Genomic DNA, 15214 nt, shown 5'->3' with positions numbered 1-15214 from the left:
CGGAGGCCCGTATGGCGATCGATCATCTGGACGGGCAGCTGATCCTGCTGCTCGCGCGCGAGCCCCGGATCGGGGTCCTTGAGGCGTCCCGGCGCCTGGGGGTCGCGCGCGGCACCGTGCAGGCGCGCCTCGACCGGCTTCAGTCGAACGGAGTCATCAGCGGCTTCGGACCTCAAGTCGACCCGGCGGCCCTCGGCTATCCGGTCACGGCGTTCGCCACGCTCCAGATCCGGCAGGGCCAAGGATCCGACGTCAGGGCGCACTTGACCACGGTCCCCGAGGTCCTCGAACTCCACACGACGACCGGCAGCGGCGACATGCTGTGCCGCCTCGTGGCCCGCTCGAACGCCGATCTCCAGCGGGTGATCGACCGGGTCGTGGGTTTTGATGGCATCGTCCGGGCTTCCACCGCGATCGTCATGGAAAACCCCGTTCCGCTGCGGATCATCCCGCTCGTGGAGCAGGCCTCGTCGGATTCCTGACCCGCACGTCCTCGACGCTCACGGAGTCCGCCCGGACGAGGTGAGTGCCGGCGCTGCGTCTTCCCGGGGACAACCCCGGACCACCGGCCGCAGCCGGCCGGACGTCAGCCCGGCGCAAGGAGGTGAGGCCCGTGAACTTCTGGGAGTACATCAGCACAGCCCATCAGCAGCTGCTGGCGGACGCCTACCAGCACGCCAGCGCCGTCTTCCAGTGCATGGTCGTCGCGACCGTCATCGGCGTGGTGATCGGTGTGGTCACCTACCGCAGCGAGTGGGCGGGCAACCTCGCCACCACGACGACCTCGACCATCCTGACGATCCCCTCGCTCGCCATGATCGGTCTGCTCATCCCGATCGTCGGCCTCGGCGTCCCGCCCACCGTCATCTCGCTCACCCTGTACGGGCTGCTGCCCATCGTGCGGAACTCGATCGTGGGCCTGCGGGGCGTGGACCCCTCCCTGATCGACGCGGCGAGCGGGATCGGCATGTCCCGCATGGCCCGGCTCGCCAAGGTGGAGCTGCCGCTCGCCTGGCCGCCGATCCTCACCGGGATCCGGGTCTCCACCCAGATGCTGATGGGCATCGCCGCCATCGCGGCCTACGCGTCAGGCCCCGGGCTCGGCAACGAGATCTTTCGCGGCATCGCGTCCCTGGGCAGCAAGAACGCGCTGAACCAGGTGCTCGCGGGCACGGTCGGCATCATCATCCTCGCGCTCCTCTTCGACGCCGCGTACGTCCTCATCGGCCGCCTGACCATCCCGAGGGGGATCCGTGTCTGACTCCGTGCCCGAGGCCCCCACGGCCGCCACCACGGCGACCGTCACCGCCGACGGCGGCGCCGGGGAGTCCGGCTCCACGACCGGGGCGACGATCGAGCTGGAGAACCTCACCAAGCGTTACCCCGGATCCGCCGCGCCCGCCGTGGACAACGTCAGCCTGGAGATCAAGGCGGGCGAGACCGTCATCTTCGTAGGACCCTCGGGTGGCGGTAAGACCACCCTCCTCAAGATGATCAACCGGCTCATCGAGCCGACCAGCGGCCGTATCAGGATCGGCGGCGAGGACGTCACGGACATGGACCCGGTGAAGCTGCGCCGCAAGGTCGGCTACGCGATCCAGTCCTCGGGCCTCTTCCCGCACATGACGGTCGCGCAGAACATCGCCCTGGTACCGAAGATGACCGGCTGGTCCAAGTCGAAGATCAAGGCGCGCGTCGAGGAGATGCTGGACCTGGTCGGCCTCGACCCCGCCGAGTTCCGCGGCCGCTATCCACGCCAGCTCTCCGGAGGGCAGCAGCAACGCGTGGGCGTGGCACGGGCGTTGGCGGCCGACCCGCCCGTACTCCTGATGGACGAGCCGTTCGGCGCCGTCGACCCGATCACCCGCGACCACCTCCAGGACGAGCTGATCCGCCTCCAGCGCGAGCTGCACAAGACGATCGTGTTCGTCACCCACGACTTCGACGAGGCGATCAAGATCGGCGACCGCATCGTGGTCCTACGCGAGCGCTCGCACATCGCCCAGTTCGACACCCCCGAGGCCATCCTCACCAACCCCGTCGACGACTTCGTGTCCGGCTTCGTCGGAGCGGGCGCCGCCCTCAAGCGCCTCAACCTCACCCGCGTACGGGACGTGGAGGTCACCGACTACCCGACGGTGCAGGTCGACGATCCTCTCCAGACCATCTTCGACAAGCTGCGCGACGCGGGCACCAACGAACTGCTCCTGCTCGACAAGCGGCGCCGCCCCTACAAGTGGCTGCGGCGCGGCGACCTGATGCGCGCCAAGGGGTCGCTGGCCCGCGCGGGCACCCTCGTGCACGACACGGTGACCCGGGACGCGACCCTGCGCGACGCGCTCGAAGCGGTCCTGATCGACAACGCGGGACGCGTCGCGGTCACCGGGCGGCGCGGCGAGTACGAGGGCGTCGTCGACATGGAGACGCTGATGAACTCCGTGCACGAACTCCTGGACGCCGACCGGCTCGAAGCCGTGGAGCACCAGCACGAACTGGAGGAGCTGCGGGCCCAGCAGACCCACCAGGAGCAGGAAGGCGAGGGGGGACCGAAGGCGTGAACACCCCCAAGTCGCCCCCGGACAAGCGCCCGGAGGGCGAGCACGAGGTAAAGGGCGTCGCCTTCCGGGACGAGGGCGAGGCCGAGCAGGAGGCGCCACCGCAGCCACCGGTCCGCGAGAAGCCCCGGATCTCCTGGCAGAAGTTCACGTTCCTGCCCGCCGTGGTCGCGGCCGTGCTGCTGGCCACCTGGATCTGGTTCCAGCAGGCCACCCTGGACACGATCTCCGAGAACGCCATCGCGGGCGGTGTGGTGTGGAAGCTCCTCAAGCAGCACATCTACCTGACGGTGGTCTCCACGTTCTTCGTGCTGATCATCGCGATCCCGCTGGGCATCCTGCTGACCCGCAAGATGTTCCGCAAGGCGACCCCGGTCGCCCTCGCCTTCGCCAACATGGGACAGGCCACCCCCGCGATCGGCCTGCTCGCCCTGCTGGTGATCTGGCTGGGCATCGGCCGGCGGTCGGCCCTGATCGGCATCATCATCTACGCGATCCTGCCCGTGCTCTCCAACACGATCGCGGGCCTGAAGGCGAACGACCCCACACTCCTCGAATCGGCGCGCGGCATCGGCATGTCACCGCTCGGCGTCCTCACCAAGGTCGAACTGCCGCTGGCCGTACCGCTGATCCTCGCGGGCGTGCGCACAGCGCTCGTCCTGAACGTCGGCACGGCGACCCTCGCCACGTTCGGCGGCGGCGGCGGACTCGGCGTCCTCATCACCACCGGCATCACCAACCAGCGCATGCCGGTCCTCGTCCTGGGCTCGGTCCTGACGGTCGCGCTGGCCCTGCTCGTGGACTGGCTGGCGTCACTGGCCGAACTCCTGTTGCGGCCCCGCGGGTTGGAGGTCCGGGTATGAGGCGTACGTACCGTGCGGCGGCGGCAGCGGGCCTCGTGGCGTCCTTGCTGGCCGGCTGCGGACTGACCAGCGGCAGCCCGATGGTCGACACCGTGAAGCCGGGCTCGGTCGGTCAGGGCGAGCCGCTCAAGGGCGCCGCCATCACCGTCACGTCCAAGGAGTTCACCGAACAGCTGATCCTCGGCGCCATGATGGGCATCGCCTTCAAGGCGGCCGGCGCCAAGGTCCTCGACCGCACCGGCATCCAGGGCTCCATCGGCGCCCGCGAGGCCATCAAGAACGGTGACGCGGACGGGATGTACGAGTACACGGGCACGGCCTGGATCACCTACCTGGGCCACTCCCATCCCATCCCGAACCCGCAGGCCCAGTGGCAGGCCGTGCACGACGCCGACCTCAAGAACGGCATCACCTGGCTGCCGCCGTCCGTACTCAACAACACGTACGCGCTGGCCATGAACGAGGCCAACTTCAAGAAGTACGGGACGAAGACCCTCTCGGACGTGGCCGCGCTCGCCAAGAAGAACCCCAAGGCCGTAACGCTGTGCGTGGAGAGTGAGTTCGCCAACCGCGCGGACGGGCTGCCGGGCATGGAGAAGGCGTACGGCATGAACATCCCGACCGCGAACATCACGCAGATGGACACCGGGATCATCTACACGCAGGCCGCGAAGGGCACGTGCACGTTCGGCGAGGTCTTCACGACCGACGGCCGCATCAGGGCGATGAAACTCCGGGTGATGGCGGACGACAAGCACTTCTTCCCGAACTACAACGCGGCCCCGGCGATGAACACCAAGTCCCTGGAGAAGTATCCGGCGATGGCGAAGGTCATCGAGCCGATCACGAAGAAGCTCAACAACACGGTCGCGCAGGAGCTGAACGCGAAGGTCGACGTCGAGGGCCAGGACCCGCACGACGTGGCGAAGGAGTGGCTGGTGCAGGAGGGCTTCGTGACGGAGTGAGCTGATCCGGCCGCCGGGGGCTCCGGCCGTCAGGGACAGGGATTCAGCAGCTGGGGACCTTGCTCGCGTCGCCCTTGTCCAGGGCCGTCAGCGCGGAGACCGCGCCCCGCAGCGTCGTCACGGGGACCAGCCGCATGCCCTTGGGCAACTCGGCCTTGGCGTCCCCGCACTCCGCCCTCGGCACCAGGAACACCTTCGCGCCGTCCCGCCAGGCGGCCTGCGTCTTGAGCGAGACCCCGCCGACCGCGCCGACCTTCCCGCCGGAGGTGATGGTGCCCGTACCGGCGATGGAACGGCCGCCAGTAAGGTCGCCGCCGCTGCCGTTGCCGTCCAGCTTGTCGACGATGCCGAGGGAGAAGAAGAGCCCCGCGCTCGGCCCGCCGACGTCAGCGAGCTGAAGGTTCACGTGCACGTCCTGCGGGTCCTTGCCCAGATAGCCGAGCGCGGCCTCGGTCGCGGAGTCCTGCGACTTCTTCATCTCGCCGAGGTTGTGCCGCTCGATCTCCTTCGTCGAGTCGCCCGCCGGGTATACGGAGTCGCGGGGCATGACCGCACGGTCCGTACGGAACCAGCTGTCGACGACATCGCCCAGACTCACCTCCGCGTCGGGCCCCGTAGCCACGATCGTCACCATGCGCAGGTTCCCCGACGTGTCACGGGTGGGCGCCCCGGAGATCTCGATGACGGGCTTCCCCTTCGAATCCCCGAGCACATCCGTGGTCGGCCCGGGCTGCGCGATGGCGAACGGCAGCGGCGCGAACCCCGCCACGGCAAGCAGAGCCACCACAGGCAGAGCACAAACGGCAAGGGCCCTGGGCCGAGAAATCCGAGAGAGAAGCACGAGCCCAATCTAACGCGAGGGACAGACGCGACCACTGTGGCGGGGGCACCCCGCCGGTTGCCCAAGACACGCGAGAAACGACGCCGCTCCCCCACTCAGGGGCGCGGGGAACTGCGCGACCAGCCGAGACGAACCGGCAGCCGACAACGAACCCACACCTCATCCAGGGACGCGGGAAACCGCGCAATCAACCGAGACTGACCCGCAGCCGGAAACGAACCCCTTCAAGGGGCGCGGGGAACTGCGCGACCAGCCGAGACGAACCGGCAGCCGGAAACGAACCCACACCTCATCCAGGGACGCGGGAAACCGCGCAATCAACCGAGACTGACCCGCAGCCGGAAACGAACCCCTTCAAGGGGCGCGGGGAACTGCGCAAAACGCCCGCCACTGATGCCCCGCACAAACACCGGCACCGACACCCCGCACAGACAACCGACCAGGCAGCGCGCTAGCGCAACGCGTCGGCCACTTCCCGCGCCGCATCAAGGACCCGCGGCCCCACCCGCTCAGGGACGGAGTCCGAAAGCATCACAACCCCCACACTCCCCTCGAGCCCGGTCACCCCCACCAAGGGCGCCGCAGCGCCACAGGCACCGGCCTCCAGCTCCCCATGGGTCAGCGTGTAACCGGGCCCGGGCGCAAGCCCCTGCCGCGCAGCGAGTATCGCCCGCCCCGCGGCCCCCCGGTCGAGCGGATGCCGGAACCCCGCCCGGTACGCCACGTGATAGTCCGTCCAGGTCGGCTCGACGACGGCCACGGCGAGCGCCTCCGACCCGTCGACCAACGTGAGATGCGCGGTGGCCCCGATGTCCTCGGCAAGAGATCGCAGCGCCGGCAGCGCGGCCTCCCGTACCAGCGGATGCACCTGGCGGCCCAGGCGCAGCACGCCGAGCCCCACACGCGCCCGGCCTCCGAGATCGCGTCGGACCAGAGCGTGCTGTTCGAGCGTGGCGAGCAGGCGGTACACGACGGTGCGGTTCACGCCGAGCTTGTTGGACAGCTCGGTGACCGTCAGTCCGTGGTCGGTGTCGGCGAGCAGCTTGAGGACACGCAGTCCTCGGTCGAGCGTCTGGGAGGTCTCCGCGGTCACGACGCCCACTCCTTAGTGGTGAAGGCGGCGGCCCCCTCCGCGGCGGTTGCGACGCCGGTCCCGTGGGCGACGCGCGTCAGAGGCCGCCGGTCGGCAATCGACCCGGTTCGGATGGTCCCGGGCGGAGGCGCATGGCGCACCGGCTGCGCTCCGCGGCGGCTCTGCCACGGGGCGTGTGCGTTGCCGGGAATGTAGCGAGGTCGTCCCGCTCAGCGGAAGACTCCGTCCAGAATCCGGGCAGTAACTATCCTGACCTGTACCGATTGCCCCATTACGCGGGGCGCGATCAACGGAGCGTGCACCACGTCTGCACGTAGCGCACACGATTCCCGGCGCGCCGGTCCGGAACGGCGCGAGGGGATGTCACTTCATCCGGGTGGCCCACTCCTGGACCTTCGCGATGCGCTGCCGCAACTGCCCGGCCGTGGCCTCCGCGCTCGGCGGCCCCCCGCACACCCGGCGCAGCTCGGTGTGGATGACGCCGTGCGGCTTCCCGCTCTGATGTACGTACGCCCCGACCATCGTGTTCAGCGACTTACGGAGTTCGAGGAGCTCCTTGTGCGAGACGACGGGCCGCCGCTCGGCCGGCATCTCCAGGAGATCGGCCTCGCTGTCCGGCTTCTTCTTGCTGTGCGCGATCTGCCGGGCCTGCCGCTTCTGGAGCAGCATCTGCACCTGGTCGGGTTCGAGGAGCCCGGGAATGCCGAGGTAGTCCTGCTCCTCCTCGCTCCCCGGGTGGGCCTGCATGCCGAACTCGGCGCCGTCGTAGAGGACCCGGTCGAACGTGGCCTCGGACTCGAGCGCCTCGAAGGAGAACTGCTCCTGCTCCCCCGTGTCCTCGTCCTGCTCCTTGTTCGCCTCGTCCATCTCCTGCTCGGACTCGGCGTAGGGGTCCTCCTCCCCGTCCTTCTTCGGCTTGTCGAGCACGTGGTCGCGCTCGACCTCCATCTCGTTGGCGAAGCCGAGGAGGTCGGGGACGGTGGGCAGGAAGACGGACGCGGTCTCGCCGCGCCGCCGTGAACGTACGAAACGGCCCACGGCCTGCGCGAAGAAGAGCGGGGTCGAGATCGTCGTCGCGTAGACACCCACGGCGAGCCGGGGCACGTCGACGCCCTCGGACACCATGCGGACGGCGACCATCCAGCGGTCGTTGCTCCCCGAGAAGTCGTCGATCCGCTTCGACGCGCCGGTGTCGTCGGAGAGGACGGTGGTGGGCTTCGTGCCGGTGATCTCCCGGATCAGCTTGGCGTAGGCGCGGGCGGAGTCCTGGTCGGCGGCGATGACGAGACCGCCGGCGTCCGGGATGCCCTTGCGGACCTCGGTGAGCCGCTGGTCGGCGGCGCGCAGCACGCTCGGCATCCACTCGCCGCGCGGGTCGAGGGCGGTGCGCCAGGCCTGGCTGATGGCGTCCTTGGTCATGGGCTCGCCGAGCCGGGCGGCGATCTCGTCGCCGGCCTTGGTGCGCCACCGCATGTTGCCGCTGTAGGAGAGGAAGATGACGGGCCGCACGACGCCGTCGCCGAGCGCGCTGCCGTAGCCGTACGTGTAGTCGGCGGAGGAGCGCCTGATGCCGTCCTTGCCCTCTTCGTACTGGACGAAGGGGATGGGGTTGGTGTCCGAGCGGAACGGCGTACCGGTGAGGGCGAGCCGGCGGGTCGCCGGCTCGAAGGCCTCCAGGCACGCCTCGCCCCACGACTTGCTGTCACCGGCGTGGTGGATCTCGTCGAGGATGACGAGCGTCTTGCGCTGCTCGCTGCGGTTGCGGTGCAGCATCGGCCGCACGCCCACACCCGCGTACGTGACGGCGACGCCCTGGTACTCCTTGTTGAGCGGCCCCGCGCTGTACTCCGGGTCCAGCTTGATCCCTATGCGCGCGGCGGCCTCGGCCCACTGCTTCTTCAGGTGCTCGGTCGGCGCGACCACGGTCACCTGCTGCACGACATGGTGGTGCAGCAGCCAGGACGCGAGGGTGAGCGCGAACGTCGTCTTGCCGGCGCCCGGGGTGGCGACGGCGAGAAAGTCTCGCGGCTGCTCCTGGAGGTACCGCTCCATGGCCCCTTGCTGCCAGGCACGCAGCTTGCCCGCGGTGCCCCAGGGGGCGCGGCCGGGGAAGGCGGGTGAGAGGTGGTGGGAGGAGGCGGAAGCGGTGGTGGCGGCGGCGGTGGTAGTCACGGTCTCCGGGTTCGACGGGCGCGGGAACGGGGCGACGAGGCGGGTTACGCGTAGGGGGCGACGAGGCGCGGGACGGGGCGATGCTCGTAGGGGTCGGGTACGTACGACAACCGGGCCACCCTACCGGTGGGCCGCTCGCTTCCCGGGGCAGACTCGGGGGCTCGGGGGCTGGATGCGACGGGCCTCACATCGGTCGTGCCGTCGGGCTCACACCGGTCGTGTCGTTGGGCTCACACCGAGCGTGCCGTTGGGCTCACACCGGTCGTGCGGTGGGGCTCACATCGGTCACGGGACGGGCTCCCAGCGCCGCTCGGCCCGTACCCGCGTGGCCACCCACGCCCCCACCAGCGCCACCACGGCCATCGGCAGGAACACGGCCGCGAACGCCGCCGGATGCGACCCGCCGGCCGCCGTCTCGCCGTGCGCGGCTCCCACCGCCCCGCCTCCGAGCGCGGCGAACGCGGCGCCGCCCACGGCCAGCAGGACGACGTTCGACAGGCCGTCCGAGATCTGCAGCGCGGCCGAGTTCGCCCCCGCCTCCTGCGGCGCGGACAGCTGGAGCAGCAGCACGCTCGTGGACGAGATCACCAGGCCCATCCCGAGACACCCGAAGCCCCACGCCACCGCCACGATCCACACCGGAACGGCCTGGATCAGCACGCTCGGCGCGGTCACGATGGCCGCGGCCACCAGGACCATCCCGCCCGCCATCATGCGCTCCCGGTACGGCTCGAGGCCCGGACGGGACTGCACGTACGAGCCCAGCGCCCACGTGGCCCCGCCCACCGCCAGTGACAGCCCGGCCGCCGTCGGCGAGAGCCCGCGCTGAGTGACGAGCATCAGCGGCACGAAGGACTCGGCCGCGATGAAGGACCCGGCGGCGACCCCGCGCAGGAGGACCACGGCGGGCAGTCCGCGGGCGGCACGGTACGTACCCCGGGGCAGCAGCCCGAGCACGGCCGGCACGAGCAGGGCGACGCCCACGGCGCCGGGGAGAAGGGAGACCCAGGCCAGGTCCTGGGCCGCGTACTGAAGGAACCCGGCGCCGAAGGAGATCCCGAGAGCGAGCCGGACACGACGCCGGTCGACGGCGCCCGGGACGGCGCCGTCGGCGGGTCCGGAGGCGCGGCGCCGGATCTGCGGCAGGGCGAGCGCGAGCGGGAACACGACCAGCACGGGAATCCCGATGAACACCCACCGCCACCCGAGGTGCTCGGTCACGGCGCCGGAGGCGAGCGGCCCGACGACGGAGGGGACCACCCAGCTCGCGGCGAAGGCGGCCATGATCGCGGGCCGCAGGCGCTCCGGATAGGCCCGGCTCACCACGACGTACAACGCCACGATGACCAGCCCGCCCCCCAGCCCCTGCACGGCACGCCCGGCGATGAACATCCACATCGACCCCGCGGTCCCGGCGAGCAGCAGCCCGGCCGCGAACGCCGCGATCCCCGCCCCGAGCGGCGCCAGCGGCCCACGCCGGTCGGCCCACTGCCCGGACAGCACCATGCCGAAGAGGCTGGTGGTGAAGTAGGCGGAGAAGGCGAACGCGTAGAGCGACACCCCGTCGAGCTCACGCGCGGCGACGGGCATGGCGGTCCCTACGGCGGTGGCCTCGAACGCGATCAGCAGAACGACGGAAACGATGCCGATGCTGAGGGCGCGATAGCCGCGCCCGAGCACGCCTTCACCGGCCCTGACGTCGGCAGCGAGATCGGCGGCCATACCGGCAGCGCCATCAGCTCCGAGTTCGGCAGCGAGTTCGGCGGGGGTGTCGGGGGCGATGTCCCGGGCGGCATCGCCCCCGACACCGGACGGTTCCAGGGCGGTCATGAGCTTCAGAGTAAGGGGCACGACACCGATTGACCCCTGTCGATGGTCCTCGTTCCCCTGGTCCCTTGGTCGTACGACTCCTCGTACACGCCGCGCCCACCATGAACGCCGTATGGCAGTCACATTGCGACGCACGCGCCCCTCTTGGCTCGACGGCGAGGGGGCCGTACGGTCAAGTCATCGAGTTCAACGCATCTTGTTCCGAACTCAGTTGGCCGTGTGCCCGAGTGGTTTAGGGATTCGCCTGCAAAGCGAAGCACACCGGTTCGATTCCGGTCACGGCCTCGAGCAGCTCAACGGAGCTGAGCCGCAGCCTTAGGGGTGGCCCACCATTGGTGGGCCACCCCTAAGGCGTTACGGCGACACGCGGGCGACGACCGCCCACTACGCCGCGTCAGCCGATGCTCGGCACCCCATCGGGGAGGCGAGTCGCGCTGTCGCAGCCTTCCACCCGCTGCCCCAGAGCTCGCGCGCTGTCCGCTGCCAGTGCCGCGACTCTCGCCATGGTGGGCCGATCCTTCAGCTTCCCGCTCTCGCCGCCCAGACTGACAGTCACCTGAAGCAGGCCGTCGTGCCCGTTGACGCGGGGGCAGTTCACAAAGAGCTTCACGGCGCCGCCCGCCACATACCCCTTGCCCTTGCCAAGACCGACGGGGAGATTCCCCGGCTTCTTGGCGTCCCGGTCGACATCTTCTTGCCTGTATCCGTCGGGCCAAAAGATCACGTAGTAGCCAATGTGAACCGACTTTCCGCCACCCGACAGAACGCACCTACCGGGCGCTGACAGCGATCCCCGCGGTGAGAAGTCGAACGCGTACTCCTCGAAGGCTTCCCCTCGCTCCGGCAGCAGCGGCCGGAGCGAATCACCGGGCAGAGACCGCGAACACACGCGGTCGGGCACCGCGACGAGCGGGTCGTCGGACAGCCAGAACTTCCAGACGCCGAATCCAGCCAGCAGTACCACGATCAACGCAACAGGAACGACAACTCCCTTGCGCCAGCTGGCACGTTCCGGCTCCGAAGCTATGACTTGCATGAGACCTTCGCTGCCCCCTACTGCTGACCCTGACCGTAGCTGTCCTTCACCTTCTCGGACGCAGTGGTGGCCATGCTCTTTGCCTGGATATCGCTGACACCTGCCTCCGTGGCCGCCGTATATGTCGCGTCACCTTCTCGCCAGTTGACCGCGCCTGGCATCGAGCCGCGCCGTCAAGGCCGACCGGATACGTCACCCACGACGGGCCGCCCGTCACCCGCCCCGTTACTGGGCTGCACCACCCATCACCCGGACGTGGGGTGACCAGCGCGTCCGGTCCTTCGTTGCCCAGAATCCCGCCTCGCCTCAAGAGAGTTGAGACTTGAGCGACGGGCGCGGGATGCGAGCACGGACACACGGGGAGGACATCAGCATCATGGTCATCGGACCTGCCCAGGGGCAGCAGAACCTCGCTTCGTCGCCGGCGCGGAAGCGTGCCGCGGCCCGGGCGATCGAGAACCACATCGAACCGGACACGCGCCGCTCGGGCGAATGGGCGGACGAGGACACGGGCGCCGCTGTCCGGGCGTTCGACGCGAAGGACGGGCACGGCTGGGTCACGTCGTCGTCCCTGAAGAAGGCGCACAAGGCCTGGGGGGATCAGGTGAAGTCCCTTATGAACAGGCTGAGTTCGGAGAAAGTGTCGCTGCGCGCCACTACGGCACTTCTCCAGGGGACGGACTTCGGGGTAGGGGCACACGTCCGGACGTCGTCGACGCTCGACCGCTACTGACCGCCGTACGGCCCACCCCGACCGACGCACGAGGACCGACCCATGCCCACGTACCACGAGATCATGACCACCGACCTCGCCACGCTCACCACGGCGGCCGACCGCTGGGACGGTATGGCGAAGGAATTCGGAAAGCGGGAGACCGAATACAAGCGGGACGTGCACGGCATCACGCCCGGCCCGCCGTCCCCCTCGACCTGGACCGGCCTGAGCGCCGACGCCGCCGGCAAACGCTTCGACGTGACGCTCCATGAATTCCGGAACGCCCAGACGGAAGCCAAGGCGATCGCCTCGCTTCTCCGGGACGCTCACGCGCAGTTCACCACGCTGCGCGGCCACCTCAAGTCCGAGCGCGAGACAGCCGTCAAGGCCGGCATAAAGGTCTCAGATCGAGGTGTGGTGGCATACGACGAGGAACGTGCGGCCGCGAGCGAGTCCGGCTCGGCGATGCACGACCCCGGCAGCAGGGCCGAGGTTCACAGGGCGGTCGAATCCTGGCAGGGGCGCATCGACAAGGCGGTGCGCGCGGTAGGGGACGCCGATACGGGCGTTGAGATCGCGCTGAGCGCAGCCGTCTTCGACTCCGACCTCACCGACGGTACGGGAAACGGATTCAACGCCCGCGCGAAGGGAGACATCGAACAATACGAGGTCGCCGTAGCAAAGGAATCCGCCCGCAAACTCGCCAACGGCGAGCGACTCACGCCACCCCAACTGGCGGAACTGTAACGCTCGTTCCGCGACAACAGCCACGATCCGGCATTCAGCCGCACCCTCCTGGACAGCCTGGGCCCGTGCGGCACGATCCGCCTGACCAACAACCTGGGCGACCTCGCCCACGTGACGGACCCCCGACACGCGGCGGACTACGCATCCCTCGAAACGGGTCTCGCCAACTCCCTCGCGACGGCCACCAAGAACCCCAACTCCCAGTGGTACAAGGAGTGGCGGACGGAGATGCGGAAGGCGGGCGTCGCCCGCTACGACACCGATTTCCAGGCAGCCAGGCTGGACAAGGTCCACGGATACCAGTCACTGGTCACGCTCATGCAGCACGGTGACGGATACGGGCGCGACTACCTGGAGGACCTCGGCGACGACATGATCAATGCCGAGAAGAAGCACCCGGATATCTTGGACCTCAAGGGCGAGTACAGCGGGAATCAGGACGGCTGGTTCGCCAACGACCCGGTCGACGGCGTACTCGGCATCATGAGCCACGAGCCGGCCGTACCTGATGCACGAACGCGACTGGAAGATCACCCTGCACACGGAGGAGACGCCGAAGGCGACGGTCTACACCCCGTCCCTGGACACGGACACCCGAGCAGGCTTCGCGACGGCACTCCAGGCGGGAGAGACGGGCCTGGACCCGTCGGACCCGAACGCCAAGTACGTGGAGCACTCCACGGACAACAACAAGGTGTTCAAGTCGTCGCTGAAATACCTGGCAGACGAGGGAGACAAGTTCCCGGCGTCCTTGCGGGAACCTATGGCAAAGATCCTGGTCAATCACGGGGATACGGTGCATGCGGCGGCGAGCGACATCGACATGGCGGATCCCGGGCTAAAGCAAGATGAGCTCTATGAAGTCGTGAAGCAGATCTCCAAAGATCAGGGATCATACGCAACGCTCAACAGCGGAATCAACCACGCCATCATCTCAGACATTCACGCCTCCGGCCAAGAGCACCCCAAGGACTCTCTAATTCAAGCGGGGCGAACGATGGGGTTCTTGGAGCAGGCGAGCGTTGAAGCAAAAGGCGACCCAAAGGTTGCCGAATTCAAGCACAAATGGGTGGTTGACCAAGCAATCGGCTACATCCCCGTGGGTGGTGATGAAGTTCAGGCAGGCGTCGACTATGTAACAGAAAAGTGGCTTGCTGACGAACAAGAGAAGCTAGACGAAAAAGCCTCCGACGCCGCAGTCGCGGAATACGGTAGCAGGAATAAGCAGCTGATGGCTCTCACCGAGGAGTGGTGGAAGGTGCACGGTAGTGGCGGGGAGGCCCCATACGAACTGCGCCACTATACGGAGCAGGCCGCAAGTGCGGGAATCGAGCGCGCGCGTGGCGTTTCCGGGAAGGGAAGCAAGTGAGCTTCAACCGCAAATCAGTTGGATCGCTCACCCTGGCCACCCTCTCGTCCCTGGTCACGTTGACTTCCTGTAGCGCGCAACACGTCACTCCGCCAAAATCCATCTGCGGCACGAAGGTCGCCAGGGGCCTCATCGAACCACTGCTGAAGCCCAGTGGAAAAGTGTCCGAGTGGCACAGCGCCGGCTGGGGGGAATCCGGGTCGGCGTGGTGCATCGTGAGCGTCGGCAAGGAGAGGGCTCTCCGATTCCAGTTCTCCTGGCATCCGGATTCCATCGATCCGCTGAAATTCGCCTCGCCCGACGACACTGTCACCGGCCTTTGGGACCCCACTCGGATGCGCTTGGCCGAGTCCGCGGCCATCGGTGACAACGGGGCGATCTCTACTACTCGATGCAAAAGCGGCAAGGGAGATCATTTCACCGTCGCCCTAAGGCTGACCCAAGAAGGATCGGTACCACACCTGAGAAGTGACGTCGAGAAGTTCATGCGCGCCTACATGCCCGCCACCATGAAAACCGTCGGCTGCACACCGCCCTGAGTTGTCCTCATCCACCGGCCGTAAGAATGACGCCCCCACCGACAACAATCACCGCGAACGCGACGAACACCGCCACAAACAGCAGCAGTTTCCCGGCGGAGGGGCCCGGCTCGTAAGAGCGCGGCTCGGGCCCGTCCGCCGGATCCTGGCGACCTGAAGACTCACCTGTCGTCACCGCTGCCGTCCTCTCTCCGTGAAGTTCGCACTCCCAAAGTACGACCTCACCGAGACCCACAGTCAGCCACCCCGACGCAGTCGGCGCGCCAGCCCGCCCCTCACCCTCGGAGCGAACCTCCCCGCGCGGAGCGAACCTCACGCACGGTCGTAGCGAACCCCACGATCGGTCGTACAGGGCCCCGCATCAGATACGAGGCCCCTCCGACCGCTCCTGCCACCCCCGTGACGCGGCAGTGCCGCCACACCATAGGCCTGGACCACTGCAATTCCACCGTGCGGCCACTGGATGACCACCGAGCTTCCGCAAACGGA

15 protein-coding genes and 1 tRNA gene are annotated in these 15214 nt (G+C 68.4%); 10 read left to right on the top strand and 6 right to left on the bottom strand.

Going from position 1 to position 15214, the window contains the following annotated elements:
- Nucleotides 1–11 precede the first annotated feature (11 nt).
- From OG456_RS22400 to OG456_RS22380, 5 genes are all read left to right on the top strand, one after another.
- Nucleotides 12–482 carry an Lrp/AsnC family transcriptional regulator gene (locus tag OG456_RS22400; RefSeq protein ID WP_266569382.1) on the top strand — a complete coding sequence of 157 codons (471 nt, stop codon included), beginning with the start codon at nucleotides 12–14 and terminating at the stop codon, nucleotides 480–482.
- Between the two features lie 131 nt (nucleotides 483–613).
- A complete protein-coding gene (locus OG456_RS22395) occupies nucleotides 614–1261 on the top strand; it encodes an ABC transporter permease (RefSeq protein ID WP_266563714.1) in 648 nt (215 codons plus the stop codon).
- A gap of 91 nt (nucleotides 1262–1352) precedes the next feature.
- On the top strand, nucleotides 1353–2558 hold the full coding sequence (locus OG456_RS22390; RefSeq protein WP_266569381.1) for a betaine/proline/choline family ABC transporter ATP-binding protein: 1206 nt from the start codon (nucleotides 1353–1355) through the stop codon (nucleotides 2556–2558).
- Complete coding sequence (locus OG456_RS22385) at nucleotides 2555–3418, top strand: ABC transporter permease (protein ID WP_266563712.1); 864 nt, start codon at nucleotides 2555–2557, stop codon at nucleotides 3416–3418. The genes OG456_RS22390 and OG456_RS22385 overlap by 4 nt, the downstream gene beginning before the upstream one ends.
- The gene (locus tag OG456_RS22380; RefSeq protein WP_266563710.1) at nucleotides 3415–4383 is read left to right on the top strand and encodes a glycine betaine ABC transporter substrate-binding protein; all 969 of its coding nucleotides are present in this window, start codon (nucleotides 3415–3417) and stop codon (nucleotides 4381–4383) included. Before OG456_RS22385 ends, OG456_RS22380 begins: the two co-directional genes overlap by 4 nt.
- Before the next feature lie 43 nt (nucleotides 4384–4426).
- Here the strand turns inward: OG456_RS22380 and OG456_RS22375 are convergent, their stop codons facing one another.
- The 4 genes from OG456_RS22375 to OG456_RS22360 all read right to left on the bottom strand — a co-directional run bounded on the left by OG456_RS22375 (nucleotide 4427) and on the right by OG456_RS22360 (nucleotide 10319).
- Complete coding sequence (locus tag OG456_RS22375) at nucleotides 4427–5167, bottom strand: S16 family serine protease (protein ID WP_266563708.1); 741 nt, start codon at nucleotides 5165–5167, stop codon at nucleotides 4427–4429.
- A gap of 508 nt (nucleotides 5168–5675) precedes the next feature.
- A complete protein-coding gene (locus OG456_RS22370) occupies nucleotides 5676–6317 on the bottom strand; it encodes an IclR family transcriptional regulator (RefSeq protein ID WP_266563706.1) in 642 nt (213 codons plus the stop codon).
- 363 nt (nucleotides 6318–6680) lie between these two features.
- A complete protein-coding gene (locus OG456_RS22365; RefSeq protein ID WP_266563704.1) occupies nucleotides 6681–8489 on the bottom strand; it encodes a DEAD/DEAH box helicase in 1809 nt (602 codons plus the stop codon).
- A 285-nt stretch (nucleotides 8490–8774) separates the two neighbouring features.
- Complete coding sequence (locus OG456_RS22360) at nucleotides 8775–10319, bottom strand: MFS transporter (protein ID WP_266563702.1); 1545 nt, start codon at nucleotides 10317–10319, stop codon at nucleotides 8775–8777.
- A 213-nt stretch (nucleotides 10320–10532) separates the two neighbouring features.
- Between OG456_RS22360 and OG456_RS22355 the strand changes: the two genes are divergently transcribed.
- Nucleotides 10533–10604: transfer RNA gene (locus OG456_RS22355), tRNA-Cys, on the top strand.
- 109 nt (nucleotides 10605–10713) lie between these two features.
- Here the strand turns inward: OG456_RS22355 and OG456_RS22350 are convergent.
- Entirely contained in the window at nucleotides 10714–11355 is a 642-nt protein-coding gene (locus OG456_RS22350; protein WP_266563700.1) for a hypothetical protein, read from the bottom strand.
- Between the two features lie 376 nt (nucleotides 11356–11731).
- Here OG456_RS22350 and OG456_RS22345 point away from each other — a divergent pair, with 376 nt between their 5' ends.
- Both OG456_RS22345 and OG456_RS22340 read left to right on the top strand, forming a co-directional pair.
- A complete protein-coding gene (locus tag OG456_RS22345) occupies nucleotides 11732–12088 on the top strand; it encodes a hypothetical protein (RefSeq protein ID WP_266563698.1) in 357 nt (118 codons plus the stop codon).
- 63 nt (nucleotides 12089–12151) lie between these two features.
- On the top strand, nucleotides 12152–12817 hold the full coding sequence (locus OG456_RS22340; protein ID WP_266563696.1) for a hypothetical protein: 666 nt from the start codon (nucleotides 12152–12154) through the stop codon (nucleotides 12815–12817).
- A gap of 303 nt (nucleotides 12818–13120) precedes the next feature.
- Here the strand turns inward: OG456_RS22340 and OG456_RS22335 are convergent, their stop codons facing one another.
- Nucleotides 13121–13309 carry a hypothetical protein gene (locus OG456_RS22335; RefSeq protein WP_266563694.1) on the bottom strand — a complete coding sequence of 63 codons (189 nt, stop codon included), beginning with the start codon at nucleotides 13307–13309 and terminating at the stop codon, nucleotides 13121–13123.
- Nucleotides 13310–13325: 16 nt separating this feature from the next.
- Between OG456_RS22335 and OG456_RS22330 the strand changes: the two genes are divergently transcribed.
- Both OG456_RS22330 and OG456_RS22325 read left to right on the top strand, forming a co-directional pair.
- Entirely contained in the window at nucleotides 13326–14186 is an 861-nt protein-coding gene (locus tag OG456_RS22330; RefSeq protein ID WP_266563692.1) for a hypothetical protein, read from the top strand.
- Nucleotides 14183–14725 (top strand): hypothetical protein, encoded by a 543-nt coding sequence (locus OG456_RS22325; RefSeq protein WP_266563690.1) that lies wholly within the window; start codon nucleotides 14183–14185, stop codon nucleotides 14723–14725. The genes OG456_RS22330 and OG456_RS22325 overlap by 4 nt, the downstream gene beginning before the upstream one ends.
- The last annotated feature ends 489 nt before the right edge of the window (nucleotides 14726–15214 follow it).

Origin of the sequence: Streptomyces sp. NBC_01446, assembly GCF_026340095.1 — a bacterium.
In the GTDB taxonomy this organism is placed as follows: Bacteria; Actinomycetota; Actinomycetes; order Streptomycetales; family Streptomycetaceae; genus Streptomyces; species Streptomyces aureus.
Note: the sequence above shows the minus strand (reverse complement) of the source record. Positions and strands in the feature narration are given on the sequence as shown.

What these genes read in the sequence shown, in the direction of transcription:
- OG456_RS22400 (WP_266569382.1), top strand. Translation starts at nt 12, where the DNA reads ATGGCGATCGATCATCTGGACGGGCAGCTGATCCTGCTGCTCGCGCGC.
- OG456_RS22380 (WP_266563710.1), top strand. Translation starts at nt 3,415, where the DNA reads ATGAGGCGTACGTACCGTGCGGCGGCGGCAGCGGGCCTCGTGGCGTCC.
- OG456_RS22360 (WP_266563702.1), bottom strand. Translation starts at nt 10,319, where the DNA reads ATGACCGCCCTGGAACCGTCCGGTGTCGGGGGCGATGCCGCCCGGGAC.
- OG456_RS22350 (WP_266563700.1), bottom strand. Translation starts at nt 11,355, where the DNA reads ATGCAAGTCATAGCTTCGGAGCCGGAACGTGCCAGCTGGCGCAAGGGA.
- OG456_RS22345 (WP_266563698.1), top strand. Translation starts at nt 11,732, where the DNA reads ATGGTCATCGGACCTGCCCAGGGGCAGCAGAACCTCGCTTCGTCGCCG.
- OG456_RS22340 (WP_266563696.1), top strand. Translation starts at nt 12,152, where the DNA reads ATGACCACCGACCTCGCCACGCTCACCACGGCGGCCGACCGCTGGGAC.
- OG456_RS22330 (WP_266563692.1), top strand. Translation starts at nt 13,326, where the DNA reads ATGCACGAACGCGACTGGAAGATCACCCTGCACACGGAGGAGACGCCG.